The organism is Thermopirellula anaerolimosa (assembly GCF_054657335.1).
In genome coordinates this window covers 1-24,790 of record NZ_BAAHYX010000010.1, presented here as the reverse complement: position 1 = coordinate 24,790, position 24,790 = coordinate 1, and the positions used below count along the sequence as shown (strand labels likewise).

The 24,790-nt window shown below is 62.3% G+C and carries 19 protein-coding genes; 4 read left to right on the top strand and 15 right to left on the bottom strand.

Annotated features, from left to right (window positions below):
- Positions 1-77: 77 nt before the first annotated feature.
- From ACYQ6J_RS18870 to ACYQ6J_RS18860, 3 genes are read right to left on the bottom strand one after another with little or no spacing between them, the layout of a single operon-like run.
- Entirely contained in the window at positions 78-1,046 is a 969-nt protein-coding gene (locus tag ACYQ6J_RS18870; protein ID WP_460182219.1) for a hypothetical protein, read from the bottom strand.
- Positions 1,003-1,560, bottom strand: a complete 558-nt coding sequence (locus tag ACYQ6J_RS18865; RefSeq protein ID WP_460182218.1) for a hypothetical protein — start codon at positions 1,558-1,560, stop codon at positions 1,003-1,005. The genes ACYQ6J_RS18870 and ACYQ6J_RS18865 overlap by 44 nt, the downstream gene beginning before the upstream one ends.
- The gene (locus tag ACYQ6J_RS18860) at positions 1,497-2,204 is read right to left on the bottom strand and encodes a hypothetical protein (protein WP_460185753.1); all 708 of its coding nucleotides are present in this window, start codon (positions 2,202-2,204) and stop codon (positions 1,497-1,499) included. Before ACYQ6J_RS18860 ends, ACYQ6J_RS18865 begins: the two co-directional genes overlap by 64 nt.
- Before the next feature lie 304 nt (positions 2,205-2,508).
- On the opposite strand from ACYQ6J_RS18860, the gene ACYQ6J_RS18855 reads away from it, so the two are divergent.
- The 4 genes from ACYQ6J_RS18855 to ACYQ6J_RS18840 are packed head-to-tail and all read left to right on the top strand — an operon-like array spanning position 2,509 to position 5,284.
- Positions 2,509-2,718 carry a hypothetical protein gene (locus ACYQ6J_RS18855; RefSeq protein ID WP_460185752.1) on the top strand — a complete coding sequence of 70 codons (210 nt, stop codon included), beginning with the start codon at positions 2,509-2,511 and terminating at the stop codon, positions 2,716-2,718.
- A gap of 33 nt (positions 2,719-2,751) precedes the next feature.
- Positions 2,752-3,252, top strand: coding sequence for a DUF2924 domain-containing protein (locus tag ACYQ6J_RS18850; protein ID WP_460185751.1), 501 nt, complete (start codon positions 2,752-2,754; stop codon positions 3,250-3,252).
- An 8-nt stretch (positions 3,253-3,260) separates the two neighbouring features.
- On the top strand, positions 3,261-4,817 hold the full coding sequence (locus ACYQ6J_RS18845) for a recombinase family protein (protein WP_460185750.1): 1,557 nt from the start codon (positions 3,261-3,263) through the stop codon (positions 4,815-4,817).
- Positions 4,814-5,284, top strand: a complete 471-nt coding sequence (locus tag ACYQ6J_RS18840; protein WP_460182214.1) for a hypothetical protein — start codon at positions 4,814-4,816, stop codon at positions 5,282-5,284. Before ACYQ6J_RS18845 ends, ACYQ6J_RS18840 begins: the two co-directional genes overlap by 4 nt.
- A gap of 551 nt (positions 5,285-5,835) precedes the next feature.
- Here the strand turns inward: ACYQ6J_RS18840 and ACYQ6J_RS18835 are convergent.
- From ACYQ6J_RS18835 to ACYQ6J_RS18780, 12 genes are all read right to left on the bottom strand, one after another.
- A complete protein-coding gene (locus ACYQ6J_RS18835) occupies positions 5,836-6,063 on the bottom strand; it encodes an RHS repeat-associated core domain-containing protein (protein WP_460185749.1) in 228 nt (75 codons plus the stop codon).
- Positions 6,064-6,916: 853 nt separating this feature from the next.
- Entirely contained in the window at positions 6,917-8,335 is a 1,419-nt protein-coding gene (locus tag ACYQ6J_RS18830) for an RHS repeat-associated core domain-containing protein (RefSeq protein ID WP_460185748.1), read from the bottom strand.
- Positions 8,336-8,437: 102 nt separating this feature from the next.
- Positions 8,438-8,893 (bottom strand): hypothetical protein, encoded by a 456-nt coding sequence (locus ACYQ6J_RS18825; protein WP_460185741.1) that lies wholly within the window; start codon positions 8,891-8,893, stop codon positions 8,438-8,440.
- A complete protein-coding gene (locus ACYQ6J_RS18820) occupies positions 8,884-9,891 on the bottom strand; it encodes an RHS repeat-associated core domain-containing protein (protein WP_460185740.1) in 1,008 nt (335 codons plus the stop codon). The genes ACYQ6J_RS18825 and ACYQ6J_RS18820 overlap by 10 nt, the downstream gene beginning before the upstream one ends.
- 267 nt (positions 9,892-10,158) lie before the next feature.
- Positions 10,159-10,569, bottom strand: coding sequence for a hypothetical protein (locus tag ACYQ6J_RS18815; RefSeq protein WP_460185739.1), 411 nt, complete (start codon positions 10,567-10,569; stop codon positions 10,159-10,161).
- Positions 10,570-10,593: 24 nt separating this feature from the next.
- Entirely contained in the window at positions 10,594-11,274 is a 681-nt protein-coding gene (locus ACYQ6J_RS18810) for an RHS repeat-associated core domain-containing protein (RefSeq protein WP_460185747.1), read from the bottom strand.
- Between the two features lie 328 nt (positions 11,275-11,602).
- On the bottom strand, positions 11,603-12,253 hold the full coding sequence (locus ACYQ6J_RS18805) for a hypothetical protein (RefSeq protein ID WP_460185575.1): 651 nt from the start codon (positions 12,251-12,253) through the stop codon (positions 11,603-11,605).
- Between the two features lie 12 nt (positions 12,254-12,265).
- Positions 12,266-13,195 (bottom strand): RHS repeat domain-containing protein, encoded by a 930-nt coding sequence (locus ACYQ6J_RS18800; protein WP_460185746.1) that lies wholly within the window; start codon positions 13,193-13,195, stop codon positions 12,266-12,268.
- The gene (locus ACYQ6J_RS18795; protein ID WP_460185745.1) at positions 13,196-13,708 is read right to left on the bottom strand and encodes a toxin-antitoxin system YwqK family antitoxin; all 513 of its coding nucleotides are present in this window, start codon (positions 13,706-13,708) and stop codon (positions 13,196-13,198) included.
- Complete coding sequence (locus tag ACYQ6J_RS18790; protein WP_460185744.1) at positions 13,677-14,480, bottom strand: RHS repeat-associated core domain-containing protein; 804 nt, start codon at positions 14,478-14,480, stop codon at positions 13,677-13,679. Before ACYQ6J_RS18790 ends, ACYQ6J_RS18795 begins: the two co-directional genes overlap by 32 nt.
- A 1,001-nt stretch (positions 14,481-15,481) precedes the next feature.
- Positions 15,482-22,348, bottom strand: coding sequence for an RHS repeat-associated core domain-containing protein (locus tag ACYQ6J_RS18785; protein ID WP_460185743.1), 6,867 nt, complete (start codon positions 22,346-22,348; stop codon positions 15,482-15,484).
- 90 nt (positions 22,349-22,438) lie between these two features.
- Complete coding sequence (locus ACYQ6J_RS18780; protein ID WP_460185732.1) at positions 22,439-24,580, bottom strand: O-linked N-acetylglucosamine transferase, SPINDLY family protein; 2,142 nt, start codon at positions 24,578-24,580, stop codon at positions 22,439-22,441.
- Between the last annotated feature and the right edge of the window lie 210 nt (positions 24,581-24,790).

Below are 24,790 nucleotides of genomic sequence, written 5' to 3'. Positions count from 1 at the left end.
ACTGGCGGTGCCGCAGGAGGATATAACGCCGGAAAACCGCTCTTGCAGTTGCACGAAATCGGTGCAACTGCAACCGGTCAAGATCGCCCCCGGCTGCCCGCCGGGGTCTTCCACCTCATGATAGCCTCCAAGTCCTGGGCCGTCTGCCAATACAACCGCAGTTCGCGGGCATCCCGGTCCCTCAGGCACCGGCTCACGTCAGCCTCGGTCAGGCCGGTACGCTCGGCCAACTGCTTCTGGCTTGGACGCGGCAGCAGGTCCGGGGTGCCGGCACGGTCCCTCGTCGCATAGGCGTGGTCCCGGGCCGCACGCAGGTGGGCGATCAATTCCTTCTCCAGTGCCTCAATCTTGGCCGCCCGCTCGGCGCGTTTCCGCTTCGGGCGCTGGGGTCTTGCAGTGCACGTCAGGCCCGCATCGACCAAACGGCCTTCCACGTATTCCACATCGAAGCAGATGTTTCCGCTGTCCAGAGAAAGCGCCGACTCCAGCGCGATCACCAGGTTCTCCACCGCCCCGGCCCATCGCCGGGCAGCCGCCTCCGTGGCCGTGAACAGAATCGCCTTCGGACGCCGGGACATTTCTGCCACCAGGGTGTCGCCATCGTCGCGGCGATAACATCGGGCGAAGTACACTTCGCGCCGGCGCCCTGCCCAGGTGACCTTGCCGACGCGCCATAGCCGTCCCGGTATGAGCTCGGTTGCCGGCCCGGAGACGCCGGCGCCGCTGAAGGCCGCGGCCAGAAAGCCGGCCGGGTCGCCCCGCCACCGCCTCAGGCTATCCCACGCCACCTCGACGATGCCGCACTGCGGGCAATGGATGTAGCCGTGCCTGGCGTGCGTCTTGCTGTCGGCAACGTACTCGACGCGGCGCTGCGGGCCGAACTGGCAGTCCGGGCAGCAGGCACTGCCGGCCGCAGCCATCTCGCGCAGCACGCCAAGCCGGACCAGCAGTTCCAAGCACGATCCGAATGCCCGGATTTCCCGGCAGTGGAACACCGGCGGCTCAATCTCCAACCGCCGCAAGATCGACGGTAGCACGTCCCGCACGATCGATCTCCCAGCGCTCCAGGTACTTCTCGACCAGTTCGACCCGCTCCGGCCTGGCGCTGCGCAAACTGCACGAGCTGGGAAACCCCACGTCGAAAGTCAGTCGCCCCGGCCTCCTGCCCTCCATAGGGAGGAACTCGAAACAGAATGTCACCAGGTTCACCCAGACCTCCGACAGCGGCAGCCGCTCTTGGTTCAGGCACTCCTCGATCGTCCTGTGGATAGTATCCTCGGGGTCATCATCGTCGATTTCCACGAAGATGCGGCGGCCGGTGTTCTTCGGCACCAGACGCATCTTGGAGATATGCACCCGAAGGCAGTCCTCCGGGTCCGTCTGGAGCTTGAAGGACGGGTCCTTCAAATGATCCAGCTCGTAGGCCGCCTCCGGATTCCACGGCCCCAGCTCCCGGCCAAGCACGGTCCGCGCGAAGATCTCCTCCAACCGCCGCTTCAGCTTGGCCGGCAACTTGGCGTACAGCTCCAGCGCCCCTTCGCCTTGCGTGTAGGCGAACACGATCGGAAACGTAGCGCGGAAAGTGCGGGGGCGAGCTTCCCGTCCTCGTCGTGCGCCGTGACGTTCTGGACGAAGTCGTCCGGGTGGGCGAAGAAATAGACCGTCCCGCCGCGCTCCAGCGTCTCCACGGTACAAACCTTGCCGCGACCCTGTTCCCAGGTGAGCATGGAGGCGATCTCTTCCTCCAGCCGCGCCCTGGCCGCGGCACCCATGTCCGGCTCGCGCTTGGGCAGATCATTCCGCTTGCGCCACCAGCTCAAATGCTCGACCTGATGGATCAGCATCGCCTTTTCGAAGGCCTCCGGGCGGTTGAGCCAGGCCCACATGGATTTGCCGTATGGGCCGAGTTCCTCCGGCATCGCCGCAGAGAGCTTGCACTCGCCGCAGCGCACCGCCCCCTCGAAGAGAGCGCCCAAACCGGTCTCGCAGGCCAGGTCGAATACGCTGCGCATCTCGCCTTCGATCCGATCCTGCTCGGCGCGGGGCATCCCGCTGAGCGTCTTGATCACGGGCTCGATCTCCCGTTCCCCGAGCTGGTCCCAGGGAATGCCAAGATCGCCATGCCCGAGCCGCTGGAAGAAGTCCTTCAGCAGGCGATTCGGGACCATCCGCAGGACGGTGGGAATAGAAAACTGCCGGGACACCTGATCTTTCTCCTTGTGCGCTTAGGGGTCATATGTACACATGTTCACTTTAACCGATTGTATCCGCTTCCTACCAGCATGCAAGCCTTCTCCGGACCATGGCCGCAACCAATTGCAGAACAACGAAATACGTCCCCACCGCCATGTCCAGTTCCGAGGTCATGGCGTTGGTTTCAGGGCCTCCGGCCTCCTTCCCCAGGGGGAATCCTCCGTCAGCTCGGCCTGCGACCGGGTAGTTAACCAATAGGGGGCACCGCTCCGCTCTGGGCCCCAGGGCTTTCTGAACACCCCAGGAACATAATCGATGCCCTCACTGAACGCGCCCAGCGAACTCCCGGCCCAGGGGCCGCTCTGCCAGATCGCCCGCATTCTGGCTGCCGGGGTGCTTCGCTTGCGCAAGTGCGGGAACTGTCTTGCCGAGTTCAGCAGGCCGGGAGTGCAGCCTACCCCAGAATCCGGCGACAAAGACCTTGATCTTCCCGGCGACCCGAGGCTCAGTGTCCGTGCTGGTTGACGGTTTGGAGCGTCCCAAGACGAGGAGAACCGCATGGCACTGAACATCGCTAAAGAGCTGGCCGTCATGGAACGCATGACGCCCAGCGAGCTGCAAGCCAAGTACGCCGAGGTTTTCGGCGAACAGCCGTGCAGCCGCAACAAGCAGTGGCTGCTGAAGCGCATCGCCTGGCGGTTGCAGGCCAACGAGGAAGGCGATCTGTCCGAGCGGGCCCGGCGCCGGGCCGAGGAACTGGCCAACGACGCCGACCTGCGGCTGACGGCACCGCGCTTGCCAAAACGTTCTCCGGACGGGCAGGACCGGACCGTGACCCTGCCGGCCCGCTTTTCGGGCCCAACGCGCCTGCCGCCGGCCGGCACGATCCTCACGCGGCAGTACAAGGGGCGCGTGCTCCAGGTCAAAGTCCTCCCGGACGGTTTCGAATACGAGGGCCAGCTATACAGGTCTTTGAGTGCCGTGACCACGGCGATCACGGGTGCCCGCTGGAACGGCTACCACTTCTTCGGGCTTACGAAGCGCGGAGGTGCCCAATGAGCCGGCCAATGGCAGCCGCGGCAGCCCAGCCGCCGCCGACGGTCCGCTGCGCGATCTATACCCGCAAGAGCACGGAAGAAGGGCTGGACCAGGACTTCAACTCCCTGGACGCCCAGCGGGAGTCGGCCGAGGCCTTCATCGCCAGCCAGCAGCACGAGGGCTGGCAGTGCCTGCCGCAGCGCTACGACGACGGCGGCTACTCGGGCGGCACCATGGAGCGGCCGGCCCTCAAACGCCTCTTGGCCGATATCGAAGCGGCCAAGGTCGATTGCGTGGTGGTCTACAAGGTGGACCGGCTGAGCCGCTCGCTTCTGGATTTCGCCAGGATTCTGGAGACATTCGAGCGGCATAAGGTCTCGTTCGTCTCGGTCACCCAGCAGTTCAACACGGCTACGTCGATGGGCCGGCTGGTGCTCAACGTGCTCTTGTCCTTCGCCCAGTTCGAGCGGGAGATGATCAGCGAGCGGACCCGCGACAAGATGGCCGCGGCCCGGCGCAAGGGAAAGTACGTCGGCGGCCGGCCGATCCTCGGCTACGACGTGGCGGACACGAAGCTGGTGGTCAATGAAGATGAGGCCGAGCGCGTGCGGCAGGTCTTCGAGCTGTATTTGCAGCACCAATCCCTGCTTCCGGTCGTGAAGGAACTGGGCCGCCGCGGCTGGACCACCAAGCGCTGGACGACCAAGAGGGGCGCGGCCCGTGGCGGCCAGCCGCTGACCAAGAATCGCCTGTACCAGCTGCTCACCAACGTGGCCTACATCGGCAAGGTCCGGTACAAGGGCCAGCTTCACCAGGGCGAGCACCAGGCCATCGTCGATCAGGAGGTCTTCCGGCAAGTCCAGGCAGCCTTGAAGCGGAATGGCCGGGGAGGCGGCGTGCGGAATAAGCACGGGGCGCTATTGCGGGGGCTGCTTCGGTGTGCATCATGCGGGTGTGGCATGGCACCGACCTACACGACCAAGGGCCAGCGGCGCTATCGATACTACGTCTGCATGCAGGCCCAGCAGCGGGGCTGGCAGTCCTGCCCGGCGCCGTCGGTCCCTGCCGGCCAGATCGAAGCATTCATCGTCGACGAGATCAAGTGCATCGGCCGGGACCCGGCGCTGGTGGCCGCCACCTTGGCCGAGACGCGGCGCCAGGCGGAGGAATCGCTCAAGTGCTTGGAGAGCCAGCGCGAAGCCTTGAAACGCCAACGCCGCGACGACGAAGGCCTGTTGCGGCGTCTGGCCGCTTCGCCCGGAAACAGCGGTGATCGCCTCGCCGGCCTGGCTGACGTGCAGGAACGCTTGCGGCTTGCCGAACAGCGGCTGACCGGAATCAATGAACAACTGGCGGCGCTGTCGGGCAATCTCGTGGACGAACAAGAGGTGGCCAAGGCCCTGGCCGAGTTCGACCAGATGTGGAGTGCGCTGGCCCCGGCCGAGCAGGCCCGGGTGCTCAACCTGCTCGTCGAGCGGATCGACTACGACGGCCCGGCCGGGAATGTGTCGATCACATTCCGCCCCACCGGGATCAAATCGCTGGCCGCAGAACTCGGCGTTTGCCGCCAGGAGGAGACCGCATGACCCAGAAACTGACCGTTGCCCGCCCGTTCCATGTCCGCCGCGCGAAATATGGCCGCAAAGACCTTTGCCAAGGCGAGGCTGCCCCGACGCCCCCTGTCGGCCGCGTGCCCCGGGTCGCACGGCTTATGGCCCTGGCCATCCGCTTCGACGGTCTCATCCGCAAGAGCGTGGTGAAGCACCAAGCAGAGCTGGCACGCCTAGGCCACGTGAGCCGAGCAAGGTTGACGCAGATCATGAACCTGCTCTGCCTGGCCCCCGATATCCAAGAGGCGGTGCTGTTTCTACCTTGCACCCATCGCGGGCGCGATGTGATCACCGAACGTCATCTTCGTGAACTGGCCGCCGTCCCGGATTGGCACACGCAGCGCAGGCTGTGGCAGGAACTTGTCGTTCGAACAACGTTGGCCTCGGGGGCCGAACCGAACCCGGTTGTAAACCAAGACGGGCCGGCCGGGCGGAGAGTCTGAGAGTTCGCGGCAAGTTCGGTTCGGGGTGCGATCCAAACCCGGCAGGTTGGGCTCGCTGCCCGAGCGGAACCTTGCGAACCGGAGAGTCGTTGGTTAACGCAGACCGAAAGGCTCTGGTCGCCGTAACGCCTTCGGCCGAAAAGAGTTACGCCAGCGCATGAAGAAACGCCGAGACAACCCGTGCCCCGGCGTGGAGAGTCAACCGCCCGAGCAGCCCCTTTCCGCTACTTGATTGAAGGCTCCCCAGTCGCAACGCTCTTCGTAATCACTCGCGCGAGAGCCGATGGCGCAAGTCCAGTCATGCCTAACGGTTACGGGTTTCGCGTCCGGTTCGGTGGGGGCTATCAGCAAGCGAACGGCTGCGAACCGGCCGCTTGCGGGTTAGCCGCCGTCGAGCGCCGAGGCTGTAAACCGGAGGGCGCTTTTTCCGGGTCGCCACAAACCCGATCGGCGGGCTGCGCAGGGCCCGAGCGTGGGAAATACCTCGAACAGCGTTATCCCCTTGGCAAGGGGGTGGAACAGGCCGCCGCGTCACCTCTGAAGCGACTCGATCAGACAGACCGACACCCCGATCCACTGCCCCGGCCGGTGAGAAACCTGCGCCTCCGCTGGCCGCTCAGCCAGCGGCCGACCGAAGGATCGTACCAGCGGTTAAGGTTGTTTTGCAGGCCGGTGTCGGGGTCGAAGGGCCGAGCGGTAAAGAGAAACAGCGAGTCCACCGCCGGGTTGGTCTCGGCCGTCACCCGGCCAAAGGCGTCGTACACCAGGTGGTTGACCACGCGCTTGTCCCCTTTTCTAGTGCGTGGCTCTGCGCTTCGGTCGAGCCATTCCCCAGCAACCACCCGGGTTGTACTTCGCGATGCCCCGCACCGTCTTCAGGTGATCGGTCAACGTCCACTGTACCAAATCCGCCGTCCCGCCGTCCACGGCCGCGGCCCCCAGAGTCGGCGGCAGAAGCCGAGAGCCGGGGGCGTCAGCCCCCGGTGCGGCCGGCAGCCCGCTGTTCCGCCAGCGCCGACAGACGCCGGTTCCCCACCGCCGGCTCGTGCCGGCGGCTCCGGCCTCGCACGTCTGCGTCTACCGGCATCCCCCCAGTCCCTCATGCCACACTACGCACGCTCTGCCTGACCTCCTGTATTCCCCTTGCCATCCCCGCCTTTGAGCCCGCAGCCGGCATCGGTTGGTGCTCCAAGCCACCGCCCGAAACGAGCTACGTCCCCGTTTCGATCTCTACGGGACACGATTCAGTCGTGCCAGCGGCTCGGGTTGCGACAACGCGCCCATACTACACGCCAAGCGTGGATGCATGACCTTCGCACGAAGGTGATGCCTACTACCCCGATCGCGGAGCTAAATGCCGCCAATGCCGACACAACTAACGGGTAGTACGGTCCGTGGCGCAACTTCTCTGACATCTCCCACGGGATAAAGCGACTCCACAGAGCACCCACGACGAGCAAGCCAATGAGACCCCCGCAATAATTGACCATCCGTGCGCCGGGAGTCACCCCAAACCTCCATGACAACCACAAAGTCATAAGGACTGCCGGCAACGCCACCAGAAGACCGAACGGCCAGCTGGACGCGCCAAACAGCACCGCGTGTTGGAGCAAGAACTGGTTCATCTTATTGTCACTTGTCCACAATCACCCACGGCGGTACGCGGCTCGGCCAGAAAACGCTGCCCCACCAGCCATCGTCAAAGTAGAAAACGGTTCCGTCACACAAACGGACGCGGACCGCTCCGTGCCCCAGTTTGCCCACCCCAAAAATGTCCCAGCTGAATGGAGGCAAATCGTACAATGCATAATGCCATTCTGCCTTTTCCAGAGTATAGCACGGGCTGGGTGGCTGCGAACTAATAAAGCTCTCAGCCCACCGGTGACAGTGGTCAACAGGAAAACCCTCGAAAAGTGGGACAGAGTGCTGTGCGGCGGCTGAAAACAGGGCTTCAATATCCCGGCAGTTGCACGCGGCACATTGGGGACTCTGCTTTACCCGGCAGCATATCCCATTGGCGGTGGGCCCGTCGGACTCGGTGGTTCCGAGGAGGTACCACCTACCCGTCCACTTGAAAGAAACGTATGGTTCACTCCCCTTGCACGCTGCTTGGCAACAGGTCGCCGCCAAGCCAGTGCAGTTGACTACGACGTCGTAAAATGATGTGACAAAGCTTCCGGGGGCGCCCAGCGAGGTGCGCTGGCACTGACATACGATCGCCACTGTCCCGGTGGAATCCGAGAGACTTGTTGACGAATTAGTGGCATACCGATACAAATTTCCATCCCCGCCCACGAAGCCAATGGGATCCTCGCTCAGCCAGCGGCCGACCGCAGGATCGTACCAGCGGTTAAGGTTGTTTTGCAGGCCGGTGTGAGTATCAAAAGGTCTACCCGTGAATAAGAACAGAGTATCTATCGCCGGGTTGCTCTCGGCCGTCACCCGGCCAAAGGCGTCATAGATGAGGTGATTGACCACAGTGGTCATATCGCTGCCCGAATCGTACTTGGCGATGTCCCGGACCGTGTTCAAGTGGTCCGTCACGGTCCACTGTACTGTTTCATCAGCCCCATTGTCAACATTTTCCTCGGCCAAAATCTGGTCCACCGCCGGTCCCCACAGATACCGCTCGCGCAGATGGCCCACCTGGAGGTCTCCCGAATTGGCCCGCCAGAAGTCCAGCACGATCTGGTTCCCGTCGTACACGAAAATCCGCCGCTGGTCGGTATGGCCGTCGCCGTCGCTATCCAGGCGCCGGCGGACCCAGCGGTTGGCGTAGTCGTAGGCGTTCTCGATCACCCGGTCCACCGCCGCGGCGTAGTCGGGCCGGTGCTCGACTTTGACCAGGCGGTTGCGGTGGTCCCAGGTGTACTGGGTGATGTCGGTATCGCCGGCGTCGAGCTGCCCGTTCTGGTTGGCGTCGATGAACCGGTGCGTGCGGTTGCCTTCGGCATCGTACTGGTAGCGGTAGGTGCCGTCGGAGAGGAGCCGGTTGTTGGCACCGGGCCGGTTGTTGGCACCGGTGGTGTACGCGCTGCCGTTGGCCAGCACCCGGTTGCCGTTGGCGTCGTAGGTGTAGCTTTCATCGCTTTGATAGTCGTAGTCGGCGGCGGTCAGTTGCCCGGTGGCGTCGTGAGATTGCCGCCCGTTGTTCTACGGGCTGCTTGTGCTGTGCAGTGCGGTCACAAACTCGACATACTTCCCACGTGCCCTTATGGCCGATTCCACCGACTGCCACCGACGGCCGTCGACTGATAGCTCCTTCTGAAGTTGGGACGCCAACAGCGGATAGTTCAGATCTACGTCACCTAAAGGGAAAAATATGGCCAAGCAGTCATCGTCGGGAATGAAAAACGGCTTCGGCCACCCGATGATTTCTGCCACCATAACGGACACTCGATCGACAAACGCGGCAGGTACTGAAAGAATCTGCCATTCCCGAATCACGTCCTCGCGGCGACGCACCTTCAATCGCTGCCGATTGCAAAAATACTCGCACTCGCCTACCAGCGGCATCCAGCGAAGGGGCCATGCCCGCAAAGGACGCAACCGAGGGATGACGCTTACCATCGCGTACTCCACGACCGCTTTTCCGATAATCACAACCAAGAGAAGTAAGTCCTCCTGATGGTGTCATACATATTTGCGTCGCGAGGATTGTAGGGGACCCCGTATGCGGCTGCGGCGGTACAATAGCCGCAGCAATGGACCTCGATAGCAGCCAATGCGAGACCGTAGGCGATGTTGGCTCTTCCGACGGTCTTCCCTCCATATCGTAGTAAGACATCGAACGCCTTGTGGGGCTTGGCCCTCATCAACGTCAGGAGGGCCTTGGGCATTGTTGTGGTCTCGCCATAGTGTGCAGAAAACCGGATCGCGTTCCCGAGCCGGTGATCACCCATCGCGTCCGCCATCGCGGCGAATATTCTTTTTGGCCAAAGCCCTATAGTAAACTGCGCAACTGCAGCTTCCACCGCCAGGTTTATGGGGTCGTTGTCGTGGATACATGCGGTCATGCAGTCCAGCCAATCGCTCCCCGATGGATCGGTGTAAAGCACCGGGTTGTTGGCACAGTAGCGGAAGAGGTTGATATCACCCGCATCATACCCCACAGGGTCCTCGCTCAGCCACCTTCCCACTGCCGGGTCGTACCAGCGGTTGAGGTTGTTTTGCAGCCCGGTGTCGGCATCCAACGGCCGGGCGGTGAAGAGGAAGAGCGAGTCCACCGCCGGGTTGCTCTCCAACGTGACGCGGCCGAAGGCGTCGTAGACCAAGTGATTGACCACGGTCGTCGTGTCCGTCAGCGGGTCGTACTTGGCGATGTCCCGGACCGTGTTCAGGTGGTCCGTCAGCGTCCACTGTACCGTTTCATCACTGCCGTTGTCAACATTTTCCTCGGCCAAAATCTGATCCACCGCCGGGCCCCAAAGGTAACGCTGGCGCAGGTGCCCGACCTGCATGTCGCCCGAGTTGGTACGCCAGAAGTCCATCACGATCTGGTTGCCGTCGTAGGCGAAAATCCGCCGCTGCTCAGCGTGGCCGTCGCCATCGGCATCGAGCCGCTTGTACACCCAGCGATTGGCGTGGTCGTAGGCGTGCTCGATCACCTTGTCTACCGCCGCCGCGTAGTCGGGCCTGTGCTCGACTTTGACCAGCCGGTTGCGGTGGTCCCAGGTGTACTCGGTAATGCCGTATCGCCCGCATCCAGCTCACCGCTTTGGTTGGCATCGACGAACCCGTGCGTGCGGTTGCCCTCGGCGTCGTACTGGCACCTCGCAGACCAGCTGCGTCCTCGTCTGACGCGCACAAGCGACGTCTCCAGAGAGCTGCCTATCCTGCCCGCTGCGTCAGGATGTCCGCTTGTACCACATGTTTCAACGGCAAAGTATCTGCCTTAGAAATTCCATGGGAAAATCGTAATCCACCTTGTGCAAGTTTGCCACCAGCAGCCTGAGGATTTTTTCGAAGATGAAATCCCAATGTGCCAAGCCCTTTTCGATAGCGCGCACTCCACACAGGGCAATAAATACCGCCCTTACAAACTCCGCGTTGCTAAGATGGTCGCTGGCTAAGTAACCTGCCAAGACCTCGTCGCAGCACCATCCCATTTCGTGCAGGGCCGCGCAGTGACCTGTATTCAGCATCTGGAGAAAATCGGACCGGGAAATACCGCTGGCGTCATGTCCGCAATCAAGCATGACACCATTTATGAAGTCTTCCTCGTCAAAAGGCGAATCGATCAATTCACGCCACAAGGACTCGACGGTACCTCGGATACTGTCCATGGGGAAACTCCAATAGGCGCCATGTTATTTTCTGGCACGGCTTGCAAGCAACCAGCAGTTTGCGGCCGCGGCTGATTTCTGCGCCAACTGTTGCTCGTGGCGCTTCTTGGCCTTTGCACTATCCATGGCCACACTACCAGGAAGCACGCAGTCGCAATCCCTCGCAAGGTACTGGGCTCGCAATGCGACCTCCGCTGAAAAGCACGAGGCGTTTGCGATTAGCTCTGCCCGTGGCATGCTGGCAACACAGCGCCTGCACTTGGCTCCCGCCGCCTTGTAGGCATTGTAGACAAGTTCGCATTGTAGGATGCGGATTTCTTTGTCCCTATATCCACTCCCCAAAAGATCATCGAGACATTTCACGTTCGCCGGGAATGGCAGTTCAAGACACCTTTTGATAGCCTGCGATACAGAATCAGCCTGCAATCCATCTAGATCAGTCGCGTTCGTTGGATTGTTGCCGACGTAGCGGTAGAGGTTGAAATCCTCGCCTCTATAGGAGATCGGGTCCTCGCTCAGCCAGCGGCCGACACGGGCATCGTACCAGCGGTTGAGATTGTTTTGAAGCTGGGTGTCCGGGTCGAACGGCCGGGCGGTGAAGAGGAACAAAGAATCCACCGCCGGGGTGGTTGCAAAGAGAGCTTCGGGCGAATTGGTCGCCCCCGTCACCCTGCTGGAAACTGCACAGATTAGGTTACTGACCACGGTCGCTGCCCTCGTTGAGTCCGGTCACGGTTTCCAACACTGATTATACTCGGCCCTGTTTGCAGTGTATATTGGACAACGTCCCGCACGGTGTTCAGGTGGTCCGTCAGGGTCCACTGTACGAATTCCGCCCTGGCGGTGTCAACGTCCGGTTGGTCTTACGATTTGCTTTTGTCGTGCTCGCCGTCCGCCCTGAGGGTTGTTCCGTAATTCTATCTATACCCCTTGCTCCCACGCACGAGCGTATCGTACTGATGGACGCCGAGTGGTGCGGGAGTTCCGAAAGAATGCGGCTATGATACTTCTGGGCCATTCGTACATAGGGTTATTACCGGTAGTCCAGGCGTGATTCGTGACGCCCCAGCCCAATCCGTGTAGCGACATATAAAGCAATCCAGGGAACAGATAGTAGCACCGCTACCACGCTCCCTAAGAACACCACGTAGACAACGTCTGCTATCTTCTCGCCGAAAACAATCGCGCTCTCATCAGTGACAGCTACAATAAGGCCTAACACGAGAGTTCCCAACAAGGGAATAGCGGTGATGAGGAGGACGTTACGGGCAAGAATCCTCTCCAGAACTTGATTCTGAAAGTACGTCATGGACAAGGCATAATTCGCGCGCATACCCCATACGGCTAGCAAAACCATTATGCTGCCCAATAATGCGAAGGGAAAGAACGGTCCGTTTGGCCGGGGGACAGCTTCCCAAAGGTCGAGTGTCAACATTATAAAGCCACTGGAGAAGAACGCCACAATTCCGATTAATACATGAATCCAGAACTGCGCCTGAAAACGCCACTTACTGCCATAAACGCAGGTCGCTGCACCCACAACGGCAGCCACAGTGCCGATAGTTATGATCCCTGGCCATCCCAGCTGCAAATAAATCGCATAGTTGCCTAGAAGGCCGTAGCAAAGCAAGACTGCGTATAGGGCTATGTTTATCCTGGCCCGAAATAATGAAGTATGCTCCATTATTTGTTACTCCTATCGCACAATCTCGAAGCAAGTTGTTCCACCGTAGGCAAAGAACTGATAAATCCAGTGATCCACTCTCACCGTAGTTACCCGGTCACATAACAGAAAATAATAATATGCGTGACCACCTCCAATTGCTGATGCGGTCCGAAAACCGATATTGTGTTCAGCGAGGCAGGGACTACACACCTTTGCATCGGCCCAGTTCCTCTCAAAGGCCATTGCCCAACGCTCACATCCGTTCGGCCAAAAATCGAAGATCCACGTATTCTTGGCCACCCGCTCGATCGCCTCTCCAAGCTCGCGCAATTGCTCGGGACCACACCGAGCGCATCGCTCGCCCGGTAGCGGCCAAAGCTGTGCAAGCACCCAGCCCAAAGGTTTTCGACCAATCGGGAATTTGGTGGACGCTGGAGGATCGGTGACCTGTATCGCGTCTCGGCCCTCGCGTAAACGCCACTTAATGTACTCTCTTAACTCCTCTCGGGAGCGATTATAGAAGTACTGAGCTTCTTGTGGGGTTATTATACCCAACATCACGGCGTCAAACGGATCCTCCGGCTCTCGCAGGCCAACGGGATCGAATCTTCCGCTCGGCCCATTCCCCACATACCGATACAAATTCCCATCACCCGCGGCAAAGCCGATGGGGTCCTCGCTCAGCCAGCGGCCAACACGGGCATCATACCAGCGGTTGAGGTTATTTTGGAGTTGACTATCCGGGTCGAACGGCCGGGCGGTGAAGAGGAACAAAGAATCCACCGCCGGGTTGCTTTCCGATCTTAGCCTGCCGAAGGCGTCATAGACCAGGTGGTTCACCACGGTGGTGGCCCCCGTCTGCGGGTCGAACTGGGCAATGTCCCGCACCGTGTTCAGGTGGCCCGTCAAGGTCCATTGGACCAGGTCGGCCGTGCCGCCGTCAAACGGGCTCCGACTCAATCAATCACTGGCATCCTCGTTCCCTTCGTACACGGGAACATACTCCCAAATGAGCTCATCATTGCGAAACAGTTGTATCCGTACGATCCGGCCTTTGTCCAGAAGAAGTGTGTATCCATCATAGTGGAGATACCTGTCGTTCTCACCGATATGGGTTATTTCCCCACGGGAATTCATTCGCACGTTAAGAATCCGCGGTTGATCGAAAAACGCCACAAAGGCTAAGGATCCATTCCGGTCATACAGTCTGCGTTCCTTGGGCAGGTAATTCTCCCACAGTGTCTCCTCCCAAAGTTTTCCATCCGGATAGTAATAACGCTTGACACCTGCTCCTGACGGAGGCGCGATTTCACGTAACCCCTTTACAAGCGGATCCTCTTCTTCTTCACTTTGGCATCCCGCAAATATCACACAGATAACCCCCGTAAACACAAACATCCCCGTGCGAAGTGCACTCCACGTGAGCTTGCCCATAGCTGTTCTACGCCCTGCTGCATTGGTCACACAATTCATGGATCACCTCCCGTTCAATCTTTGCTGCAGCCTTACACATCGTCCGTTGCGGTCCCGGCGGCAAAAGCCGGCATACCTGCTCAAGCGCCCTCAAAGTGTCGGCGGCCTGGCGCTTGCACTCAGACCGGCTGCAATCCCGAAACGGATTGGTCCATTCGTCAAACAGCTTTGAGGTCCGAAATGTCTGCGCACAATTGCATTCGCCAACAAGATCGAATCTGTTTCGGTACTCCGAGATGTTGTGGTGGAACCTCAGCCGCGGGTCATGGCAATCCACGGCCCCGGTCCAGAAAGTCCGCGTTCCGGGCGGATCACCGTGTTGGCCACCTTTTGTCGTATCTATCGTACAACGGTAATGACACCGAACAGTATTCCAATCCAAACGCTGCTGCGATACATAAAAGCAAATGTAGTACACTAGGCAAGCCCGTCCACTTGGATCAAGCGATGTGATGGGCGAGTTCCCCACATACCGATATAAATTCTCATCACCCGCATCAAAGCCCACCGGGTCCTCGCTCAGCCAGCGGCCGACACGCGGGTCGTACCAGCGGTTGAGGTTGTTTTGCAGGCCGGTGTCGGCGTCCAACGGCCGGGCGGTGAAGAGGAAGAGCGAGTCCACCGCCGGGTTGCTCTCGCCCGTCACGCGGCCGAAGGCGTCGTAAACCAAATGGTTGACCACGGTGGTGGTCCCCGTCTGCGGGTCGTACTTGGCGATATCCCGGACGTTATTCGAATGAGCCGGGTCAACTTCTCCGCCGCCGCATGCCACGTTCCTTGTTCCATGCCGGGCGAGCGAGTGAGTCCTGGAGCCCGCCGGACCGACTATGCCGTACACCAAACATCCGCCGCTGGTCCCAACGTCCCTCCCTGTCGTCCCGCACCAGCAGGGTGTTCCGTGACCGCGGCCGCTGGTCCTCGGCGTCAATCCAAAGCTGCATTGCAAGCCGGCTCCGAGCCGAAGTAATGGTGCTCCAATGGAAATCGGCCCGAACCCCTCTTCGCAACCTTACCCGACTCTGTACAGACCCATCTTTGCAGTACTCCCCGGCTTTCGGCATTGGCGTGACACACGGGACGGCCTCTCCTTTTGTCTGCTTTTCCTGGCGCCCTCTCTGCTACCCCTACGGACCCCCGCGATCTCTCAAGCTCCTACACCTCCTGGTCCGGCGCTACTAAGCGAAGGTTCCATTGCCAGGGCGGTAGCCAGTATCCTAGTTCCCAGATTGCCATGGGGTCGAGCGAGGCCACTTCCTCGCTTCTTAGATACCTCAGGTGCCACGCAAGACATAGGTTACGCAAAACCTTCTCAAACTCCCTCTCAAGCACTGAGATGTCACACGAGTCGAACCTTCCGGCCAGCACATCCCTCATAAGGCCCTCCAAAGCGGCTTCCGCGGCCTTGAGGTACGCGCGCACCGTCTCTTGATCAATCGTGCCACGAGCCGATTGCCGGTCAATTGCGGGATGCGATGCGGTAAACCCGACCAGCCGAAACTGCCCACCCCAGTTGGGAACCGACGTGGATTTGACCTCAAACTGTTCCTGCGTTTCCTTGATTAGCTCATGTGGCCCCAGACGCCTTCGGTGCCATGCAAGGCATAGGTGCGCAACGACCTCAGCCAACGAAACCCAAATTGCCGGATCCGGGTCTTCATGTCTTTGCGCTGAACGGATCGCGTCCAATGCCTCGTTTAGTTGAAAGGCTACCGTATTGCGGTTTATCATCGTAGCATCGCCGCACATACCCCGCAGCCCTCGCTCTCAGGGGAATTACCACGTCCAAGGGTTGTACCAGCGCCGGCAGGCACAACGTTCTATCTCCTTTAGCGTCTTTAGCGCAGTAGTGTAAATGTCGATGTTCTTCTTGAATCCGGCGATCTGCTTTTGCCAGTCTGCAATGGCAATTGCGATGTTTTGCTCGTGTGTGAATCCCGGATAGGGATGGGTCATGTACTTGGTGGCCTCTGCGATCTTTGCCTCGTGCTCCGCTATAAGCTTCTTATAGCTCTCTATGCTCTTTTCGGCCATCCTAACCGCAGCGCGGGCTGCCTCACAGGGATCCGTTGACCTGGCGGCTCCGGCGGCCGTTAATGAGCTAACGATGCTCTCTGCAGCCTTAGCTATCTGCGCTTGGTAGACCAGCGCGGTGGCGGCCGCCAATGAAATCCCGAATGTGGTTGCTATTTCTTGAGCCGTCCACCCTGCCGCAGCAGCGTTCACGGCAGCAGCAGGAATGCTCATTTGAAGCCCCGTTGCGTCGGTGTAGAGCACCGAATGGTTGCCGCAATAGCGGTAGAGGTTAATGTCGGCTTGCACCCGGTCCTCGCTCAGCCAACGGCCGACACGCGGGTCGTACCAGCGGTGGAGGTTGTTTTGGAGGCCCGTGTCGGCGTCGAACGGCCGGGCGGTGAAGAGGAAGAGCGAATCCACCGCCGGGTTGCTCTCCGACGTCACGCGGCCGAAGGCGTCGTAAACCAGATGGTTGGCCACGGTGGTAGTGTCCGTGCCGGGATCGTACTTGGCGATGTCCCTGACCGTGTTCAAATGGTCCGTCAAGGTCCATTGGACCAAATCATCGCTGCCGCCGTCAACTTCTTCCTCGGCCAAAATCTGGTCCACCGCCGGACCCCAGAGGTAACGCCAGCGAAGGTCCGAGGCCACTACGTTCCCTGCGCCGGTATGCTGGAAATCCAAAACCACCTGGTTGCCGTCGTAGGCGAAGACTCGTTTCTGTTCGTAGTCACCGTCGCCGTTGGCATCCATCCGCCGCCGCACCAGGCGGTTCTCGTGGTCATACGAATACCGAATCACCCAATCCACCGCCGCCCCGTAACTCGCCTGATGCTGCACTTTATATAACCGATTCCGATGGTCCCAGTTGTATTTCGTGATGTCCGTGTCGCCTGCGTCGAGCTGGCCGCTCTGGTTGGCGTCGATGAACCGGTACGTGCGGTTGCCTTCGGCATCGTACTGGTAGCGATAGGTGCCGTCGGAAAGGAGCTGATTATTGGGCCCGGTAGTGTACGTGCTGCCGTTGGCGATGACGCGGTTGCCATTGGCGTCGTACTGGTAGCTTTCGTCGCTCTGGTAGTCGTAGTCGGCGGCGGTGAGCTGGCCGGTGGCGTCGCTGGTGTAGTCGGCCGTGCCGTCGATGGAATTGACGTACTGCGTCATCCGCCCGGCGGCGTCGAAGGACCAGCCGTAGTCCACGAAGGTGGTCTGGCCGCGGTGGTGGACCAGGTCGGTCAGTCGCCCGGCCAGGTCGTGGCCGTAGTCGCTCTGGGCGACAAGCTGCGCGGCGGCCAGGTCGGCGTAGCGGGTGAGAGTGTCGAGCTGGCCGGCGGCGTCGTAGGTGAAGTTCACCATTTTCGTGGCTACGGGATTACCGCCCGACTGAGCTGCCTGCGTGATGAAAGTTACACGGCCCAAGGAGTCGTAAAAATAACGGTTTTTGAAGTCCTTCGTGCCGTTTAGATCGACAATCAGGCGAGTCTGCCGACCCGCGCTGTCGTATACTCGCCCGAAGGTAAGGGTGGGCGTTAAGCCGACCACCGTTTGGACAGTCTGGGTCATGCGCCCCAAATTGTCGTAGGTGTGCTGATAATCGGCCTCGATGTCGTCCACCGCTGTTTGCTGCCCGGCCGCATCGTAGGTGAAGGAGATGGTCCGCACGCGGTTCTGATCGGCATCGGCGTCGGCAGTGTTATTGTACCAGATTTCGGCGGTGTTGCGGCCGAGATTGTCGAACTGGAACTGGCGGACCCGGCCCAGGCGGTCGACCCGGCGGACGAGGTACCCGCCGGCGTTGTAGACGAACGAGCGGGTGTAGCCCAGTTCGTTGGTCTCTTCCACAGAGCGGCCCAGCGAGTCGTAGACCCAACTGGTGGTGTTGCCTTCCGGGTCGGTGAGCGAGAGGCGGTTGCCGGCCGCATCGTAGCTATACGTGGTGGTGGCGCCGGCTGCGTCGGTCTGGCTGGTGAGGCGGCCGAGGTTGTCGTAGACGTAAAGTGTCGTGTGATCGAGCCGGTCGGCCTGGTTGAGGACATGTCCGGCGGCATCGTAGGTGAAGGTCGTCCAGGGGGCCAGTTCGGGGCCTTGGCCGTCGGGGTCGGGCTGGGTCACCTTGGTCTGCCGTCCCAGGTTGTCGTACTCGTAGGTGGTCACCCGATCCAGTGGGTCGATCACCTGGGCCAGTTGCCCGGCGGCGTCGTACACGTAGTCGGTTTCGGGGCTGGTCAGGGGGCCTTGGCCGTCCGGGTCGGGTTGGATGACTTTCGTCTGTCGTCCTCGCCGATCGTACTGATAGCTGGTGACAGCCCCCAGCGGGTCGGTGACGCTGACCAGTTGCCCGAGCTTGTCGTACTGGTAGCTGGTCTGTGGGGCGGAGAGGGGGCCTTGGCCGTCGGGGTCGGGCTGGATGATGCGGCTGCGGCGGCCCAGGTCGTCGTACTGGTAGCTGGTCACGCGATCCAAGGGGTCGATCGACTGGACAAGCTGCCCGGCGGAGTTGTAGACGTACTCGATTTCGGGGGCCGTGAGGGGGCCGGCCCCGTCGGGATCGGGCTGGATGATCTTCGTCTGCCGTCCGGCGATGTCATACTCGTATCCGGTCACGTTGCCCAAGGCGTCGGTGGTGGTGGTGACCCGACCGGCGGCGTCGTAGGCGGTTTGCGAAAGGGGCGCTGTGAGGCGGAGGAGCACCGCGTCGGCCACCACGTTTTTGCCGGCGGTGGCCGAGGTGTTGGTCAATTGGACGATGAGTGTCGGATTGTCGACGGTGAAGGCCCCGAGTCGCATGAAGTTGCGGCCGGCGAAGACGCGCCACTGGGGGGCCTGGTCGGGGTCCAGCGACTGGTCGGCGGTGACGGTCGCCAGCGGCTGGCCAGTGGTGTCGCCCGCGTAGACGGCGAAGGGGGCGTCGGTGGCGTTGCTGGCGTCGGCCTCCCAGGTGACGAACACTTCGTACTCCAGGCCGAGCATCAGGTGCTCGAACGTCCAGGTGGCGGCGGCCGTGGGCTGGCCGGTGACCGTGGCGTGAGTCCGCGAGTGGCCCTCGAACCCGGCCGCCCAATCGCTCCAGGTGCCGGAAGGCTCAGCGTAGGCGGCCGTACCATCGTCGACGGCCGAACCGTGGTAGACGGCCGTCTGGCGATCGGCGTTGTCGTAGGCGTACTCGGTGACGTGGCCCAGGGGGTCGATCACGTGGCTGGTCCGCCCGGCCGCATCGTAGAACTGGCGGGTCACCGGGCTGGCCAAGGGACCTGGGCCGTCGGGGTCGGGCTGGATGGTGCGGACGACCCGGCCGCGGGAATCGTACACGTACTGCGTCACATTGCCCAGGGGATCGGTTTCGGCCACCAGGTTGCCGGCGGCATCGTAGGTGTACTGGTACACGGGGCTGGTCAGGGGCCCTTCCTCGCCGTCGGGGTCAGGGAGGATTTTGCGGATGAGGCGGCCCAGGGCATCGTACTGGTACTCGGTGCGGCGGCCGAGTTCGTCCACCTCGGCGGTGCGTTTGCCGCTGGTGGCGTCGTACTCGTACTGGACCGTGGCCTCCAGCTCCGTGCCCTGGGCATAGGTGATGCGGGTGATTTGGCCGCGGCTGTTGTACTCGTAGCGGGTGATGGTGCCCAGGGGGTCGGTCTCGGTCTCCACCAGGCCGACGAGCGTCCCATCGCCGGCATCGGTATAGGTATAGCGGGTGACCACATCGTCGGTCTCGCCATTGCCCGGCGAGTCGACTTGGCCGACCACGATCCGGGTCTCCAAGACGAAACCGGTGGCGGGATCGAGGGTGTAGCGGGTCTCGATGCCCCGTTCGTCGATGTACCGGATGACGGCATTCCAGGTGTAGTCGTACTCCCAGCGGCGCGTCCCGCCGTCGGGGAGGATCATCGTGATGCGGTTGCCTTTGTGGTCGTATTCGTAAGAGGTCACGGAGGCGGTTAGCGGGCCCTCGCCGTCGGGATCAGGTTCGATGGCCCGCACCACTTGGCCGGCGGCGTTTCGCACATAGCGGGTGGTTTGTCCCTCGCCGTCCACGGCGTCGGTAGCGAAACCCCAGCGGTCGACCTCGGCCGTGGTGGTCACGCCGGCGATGGTGGTCGTGGCCTGCAATTGCCCGAAGTCCCGCAAGGCCGCCGGATTTTCCGGCGTACCTTCGCCGGCCGAGGTATCGACCAGGGCCGCGGCCGGGATCGAGACGTAGAGCTCCTCGGTGCCGTCGCCCCGGATGATCTTTTTCAGGCGGAGGGCATGGTCGTATTCGTAAGTCTCCTGCGAGCCGTCCGGGAAGATGATCTTCGAGAGGAGGTTATTGGGTCCCGCGTATTCCAGGGTGGTGACCGGCGCGGGTAGGGGGCCGTCACCGTCCGGGTCGGGCTTGATGATCTGGGTGACCCGCCCGGCCGCATCGTGGGTGTAGGTGGACACGACGCCGTCGGGCCGGGTCAGTTGGCTGAGCCACCCGGTGACGGGGTCGTACGTGAAGGTGGTCGTACCCTCCGCTTCCACGACCCCCACCAGGCGGTTCTCCGCGTCGTAGTTGTAGGTCGTGGGATTACCGGCCGGGTCGATGGTGTTGAGGATCAGCCCGCTGGGTGCGAAATGATCGGCGGTGCCGTCCTTGGCGGTGAGGGTGAAGCCGGTGGACCAGTTGCCGGTGAGGGTGTAGCCGCTGGTGTCGGCGGAGGTCTGGGGAATCCAGCCCCCGGCACCGTCGGGGACGAACCGCTGGATGCCGCGGCGGAGCAGGAGCACGTCCCCGCCGTCGGGGATCAGGCGGGCCACGCCGAAGGCGAACCACCCCGGCGCCATGTAGCTGGGCAAGGTGTTGATGACGTTCTGGGTGCCGGTGTGGGTGATCGTCCGCGTGCTCTGGTCGGAATAGTGCTGGATGAGCTGGACGGTCCAGTCGTAGGCCCCGGTGGGAAGTTCGCTCACATCCACGGGGAAGGCGAAGGCGTAAGAGGGGCTGGCACTGGCCCCGGCGGCGTCGAACCAGATCGTGGTATTGGGCATAGTATTGCCGAACTGCACCAGCCGGGCCTCCACCCGCTGGAGGGTCGCCCCGCCGTTGGTAAGCTCCAGCGGACTAATGGCGATCACGGTCTCGCGCCCCGAGGCCAGGTGGGCGTAGTAGGTCAGCGGGGTCCCGGCATTGGTCACCCCATGGCCGCCGATCGGGCCGCTGGCGGCTGTGAAAACGCTTAGGCAACTCGTGTCGCGTTCACAGCAGCCGACGCAGGGCCAGAGATCCGATAGGGGTTCCTCCACCTCGATCGTGGCCGTATCGTACTCCTGGTCCACGTTCCAACCGGTGATCGTCCCCACGACGGTCTCGTAGGGGTCGTACTCGTTGCGATAGCGGTCGTACCAGGGGACGAAGGTCACGAAGTAGCTGTTCCGGCCGGCGGGTATCGAGAGGGTGGCGGAGCCGGCGATCACGGCCATGTTTTCGTCGTGCAGGAACCCGTCGGCATCCACGACGTAGTCGCGGGGGCCGGGATCGTCGTCCCAGTGGGGATCGTCATCCAGGGTGGCCGTGCCGCCGGCCGAGAAGGCCACCGAGACGTTCTCGAAGTTCTGGTTGCCGTCCAAGAGCCGGATCAGAAACCGCCCGGCCGAAGCACCAGGCATTTCCGATTCCAGGCCGGATGTCGGATCGGGGAGCAGATCTGTGGGTTCCACCGCGTTGCTGTTGGGATCACGCTCGATGACCCAGTCGTTGTCGTGCAGGTCCACCACGTCCGAGCGGTTGCCGAAGGGGTAGCTGGCAGGCATCCCCCCCAGGGCCTGGTTGGCGCTGAGATCAAGGGCCACGGTCTCCTTGACTTCGGCGACGTGGTCGTCGATCACGGCCACGTCGAAGGGGATCTCCGTAGTCTCTCCCGAAAAAGTCACATACCCGGTGGAGGAGTACTCGCATCCCTGCCATTCCACGCCCGGCAGGGGCTCATAATCGTAGCCCTGCCGGGCCGTGCCGCCGATATCGAACCAGGCGCGGATCGCATAGGTCGTATCCATCGATTCCCCAGGGGGGCCGGCCCGGCGGACGACGAAGCGGCCCGAATTCCCCGGCTCCGCCGCCACGTTGTCCGTGGCCGCCAGGGAGATCGTCCACTCGTCGTCGTCCTCGATGGTCACGGTGGCCTCGCTCGGCGAACCGATGGTCACCGGATACGTGCCACAGCACTGGCTGGTGGTATACCACCCGCCGGTCAGCCGTACCGTCAACTCTTCATTGCCCTCGAACCAGGCGTCGTTTTCGATCGTGATCGTGGCCGACCGGCTGCCGTCCCCATAAAACTGGATGTAACCGTAAGGGAGGAAGCCCGAGGCCTGATAGTCGCAGGAATCGGCCGTACCGGTAATCTCGAAGGTGGCCACGCCATAGGCGATGTTCGACGGACAGTCGCTGATGGTGATCGTGAACGTGGAAACCCCCTCTTGCCGCTCCACCTGGAGGGCTTGGTCCACGCTGATCGTGGCCGTTACCGAAAGCAATTCCCTCTTCTCCAGCGGCTCGAGGCGGAGCGGGCGGTGGCGTGGGGAGCATCCCGTGCCTTTGCAGCGGTTGCGGAAGCGGCGGACCGTGCGATTCCAGAGACTCCGAACGGGCGACGGCAGCGATGCCATGGTCGGGCTCCTTTTCTCTCCTCCGTTTTTGGCCGGCATGGCCGGCTTGTCTGCGACCCGCAAAAACCGTCGGCGGGACAACCGAGCGCGTTACGGGGCGTCCTCGATCGCCCGCCGGAAGAACGCCTCGAATTCGCGCAGCACCTGCTCGTCCTCATACAGGACGCCGCAGCGCTGGAGAATCTTTTCTCGCATGGCCTGGCGGAAGTCGCCGTCCCGCCCCAAGCGGACCGCCAAGGCCACGTATTGCTGTTCGTCCCCTGCCACCAGGTCCTCGACACCCATCCGCCGGTACAGGCCCGCCGCGTACCGCTGCACCATGTAGGGACCAGGCAGCGTGACGACCGGCACACCCAGGGCAAACGCGTCGTAACCGGTCAGCGACGCGCTGTAGCAGGGGGCGTCAAGGACCGCGTCCGCCAGACGCAGCAGGCGGTAGTAATCCCGCGGGGGCTGGCTGGGCAAAAAGAGGACCCTCCGCAGAAGCGGCTCGCCCAACGTCCGCTGCCAGCGGGCCTTCAAGCGGGCCGCCGTGGCCGGGCGGCTCCCCTCCAAGACCACCAGGTGCCCGCCGGGGTCTTCCCCCAGAATCCGCCGCAATAGGCGATCGAAGTCCGGATGGAACTTGGCCGGCCGGTGGGGGCAGAAGTAGATCGCCCCGTGGGCCGGCAAGCCGAAATCCTCCCGCTTGGCAGGCGGGGGCAGGGCCGGCCGCGGCTGCCAGGCGGTGGTCCCTTCGAACGGGACCAGCCGTTCCGTATAGTCTTCCTGGGCCTGTGGCCCGCGTTCGAACAACCGCGAGGAAAGAAAATAGTCGATGTTCACGATTCCGGTCGTGCCGTGCTGGCCGAAGCCGATGCACTGCACGGGAGCCAGCGGCAGAAACGGGAGGAAGTAGTTGACGATATCCGTGCCCGCCTGCCAGTGCAGGATGACGTCGCAATCCGCGCCGCGGATTGCCCGGAAGGCGCCTTGGATCTCGTGCGGGAAGCCGATCCACACAATGTCCCGGGCTCGCACTGCCCGGCGGCATTCGGCCAGCGCGGCCGACGAGACCAGTGCCACCACTTCGAACTGCTCGCGATCCAGCCGGTCCATGATCCCGCCGAAACCGCGCAGGAAACCGCCTTGGTGCCCGGAGGTGACCAAGAAGCCCACGCGGATTCTCGCCCGCCGCGGGCGCCGGGTGGGTAACTGCTTGGGAAAGGCCGGGGCAAAGAGGCGGGCGAACTTCTCCCGCAGGCGGCGGTTGCACACCCCGTGGTGATAAAGCTGAAACGACGGCACAAAGCCGTCACGGAAGGCGTGCCGCCAGTCCAGCGGGGGTGGTGCGGCCAGGGCCTCGTCGAGCCGCCGTTCCAGCTCCGCGCGGTACTGAAGGATGGCCTCGGCGGAGTCGAACACGGTCGGGCAGAGGCTCAGCTCGCGGAGCTGCCAGGCCGGCTTGTCCGGTCGCAGGCCGGCGGCGGTTCGAAATTCATCCCGCGCCCGCTCCTCCTCTTCCAGGTCATTGTAGACCAGTCCCAGGTTCAGGTGCGCGTCGGCCGAGTCGGGCCGCACAGCGATCACGCGGCGAAACGCCTCGGCCGCTTCCGCGAAGCGTTTGGCTCCGCAGTAGATCTCGCCCAGTTGCGTGAGCGTTTCCACTTGCTGCGGGGCCGCCGCCAAGCTCTCGTGGCAGAGCCGCACCGCCTCCTCGGTTTCGCCTTTTGCGTGGGCGACGCGGGCCAGGTGCCGCAGGGCGTCGGCGTGCCGCGGCGCAAGCCGTAGCGCATGACGGAGGCAGCTTTCCGCCTCGTCCAACTCCCCCTGTTCCAAGTGGATCAACCCCAGGTTCGACCAGGCGTCCGCATACTCGGGGCGAAGGGCGATTGCCCTCCCAAAGGCCGCCCGTGCCTCGCTCAGTCGTCCCACCCTCTTGAGCACCGCCCCGTAGTTGTTCCAGTACACCGCCTTCGTGCCGCAAAACCGCAGACTCCGCTCGATCAGCTCCAGGGCCGCAGCGTGGTCCCCACGCGCCGAGTGGATCAGACCGAGAAAATGCAGGGCCCCGGCGTGGTACGCCTGCGCAGCCAGGATGTCGCGGTAGATGTTTTCGGCCGTCTGGAAATCGCCCGCCCGATGGGCCGTCAAGCCCCGCTGAAAAGCAACAGCCACGGCGTGAGCCGGCGCCCGTTCCACCGGCGGCCCGTCGCGGCTCCCGTGTGCCGTCAGCTCGGGTACGCGGCCCATCGTTCCCGTCTCCAGGTTTTGGCGCAGGTCGCAGGCGAGAAAAGCACTCTGCCCTGGGCGTCATCGTTGCCGGACCACAGGGCACAGGAAGATCTAGCGCCGGCCCGGCCGCATGCGAAGCTCCCCGCATGCCACCGCCGATCCTATACCTGTGTGTGTGTGTGTGTGTCAACTACCCCCTCCAAAAAAAATTTCCGCGCCACCGGAATC

Coding starts and splice junctions, on each gene's coding strand:
- ACYQ6J_RS18855 (WP_460185752.1), top strand. CDS start 2,509: ATGCCCTCACTGAACGCGCCCAGCGAACTCCCGGCCCAGGGGCCGCTC.
- ACYQ6J_RS18850 (WP_460185751.1), top strand. CDS start 2,752: ATGGCACTGAACATCGCTAAAGAGCTGGCCGTCATGGAACGCATGACG.
- ACYQ6J_RS18845 (WP_460185750.1), top strand. CDS start 3,261: ATGGCAGCCGCGGCAGCCCAGCCGCCGCCGACGGTCCGCTGCGCGATC.
- ACYQ6J_RS18840 (WP_460182214.1), top strand. CDS start 4,814: ATGACCCAGAAACTGACCGTTGCCCGCCCGTTCCATGTCCGCCGCGCG.
- ACYQ6J_RS18815 (WP_460185739.1), bottom strand. CDS start 10,569: ATGGACAGTATCCGAGGTACCGTCGAGTCCTTGTGGCGTGAATTGATC.
- ACYQ6J_RS18805 (WP_460185575.1), bottom strand. CDS start 12,253: ATGGAGCATACTTCATTATTTCGGGCCAGGATAAACATAGCCCTATAC.
- ACYQ6J_RS18795 (WP_460185745.1), bottom strand. CDS start 13,708: ATGAATTGTGTGACCAATGCAGCAGGGCGTAGAACAGCTATGGGCAAG.
- ACYQ6J_RS18785 (WP_460185743.1), bottom strand. CDS start 22,348: ATGGCATCGCTGCCGTCGCCCGTTCGGAGTCTCTGGAATCGCACGGTC.
- ACYQ6J_RS18780 (WP_460185732.1), bottom strand. CDS start 24,580: ATGGGCCGCGTACCCGAGCTGACGGCACACGGGAGCCGCGACGGGCCG.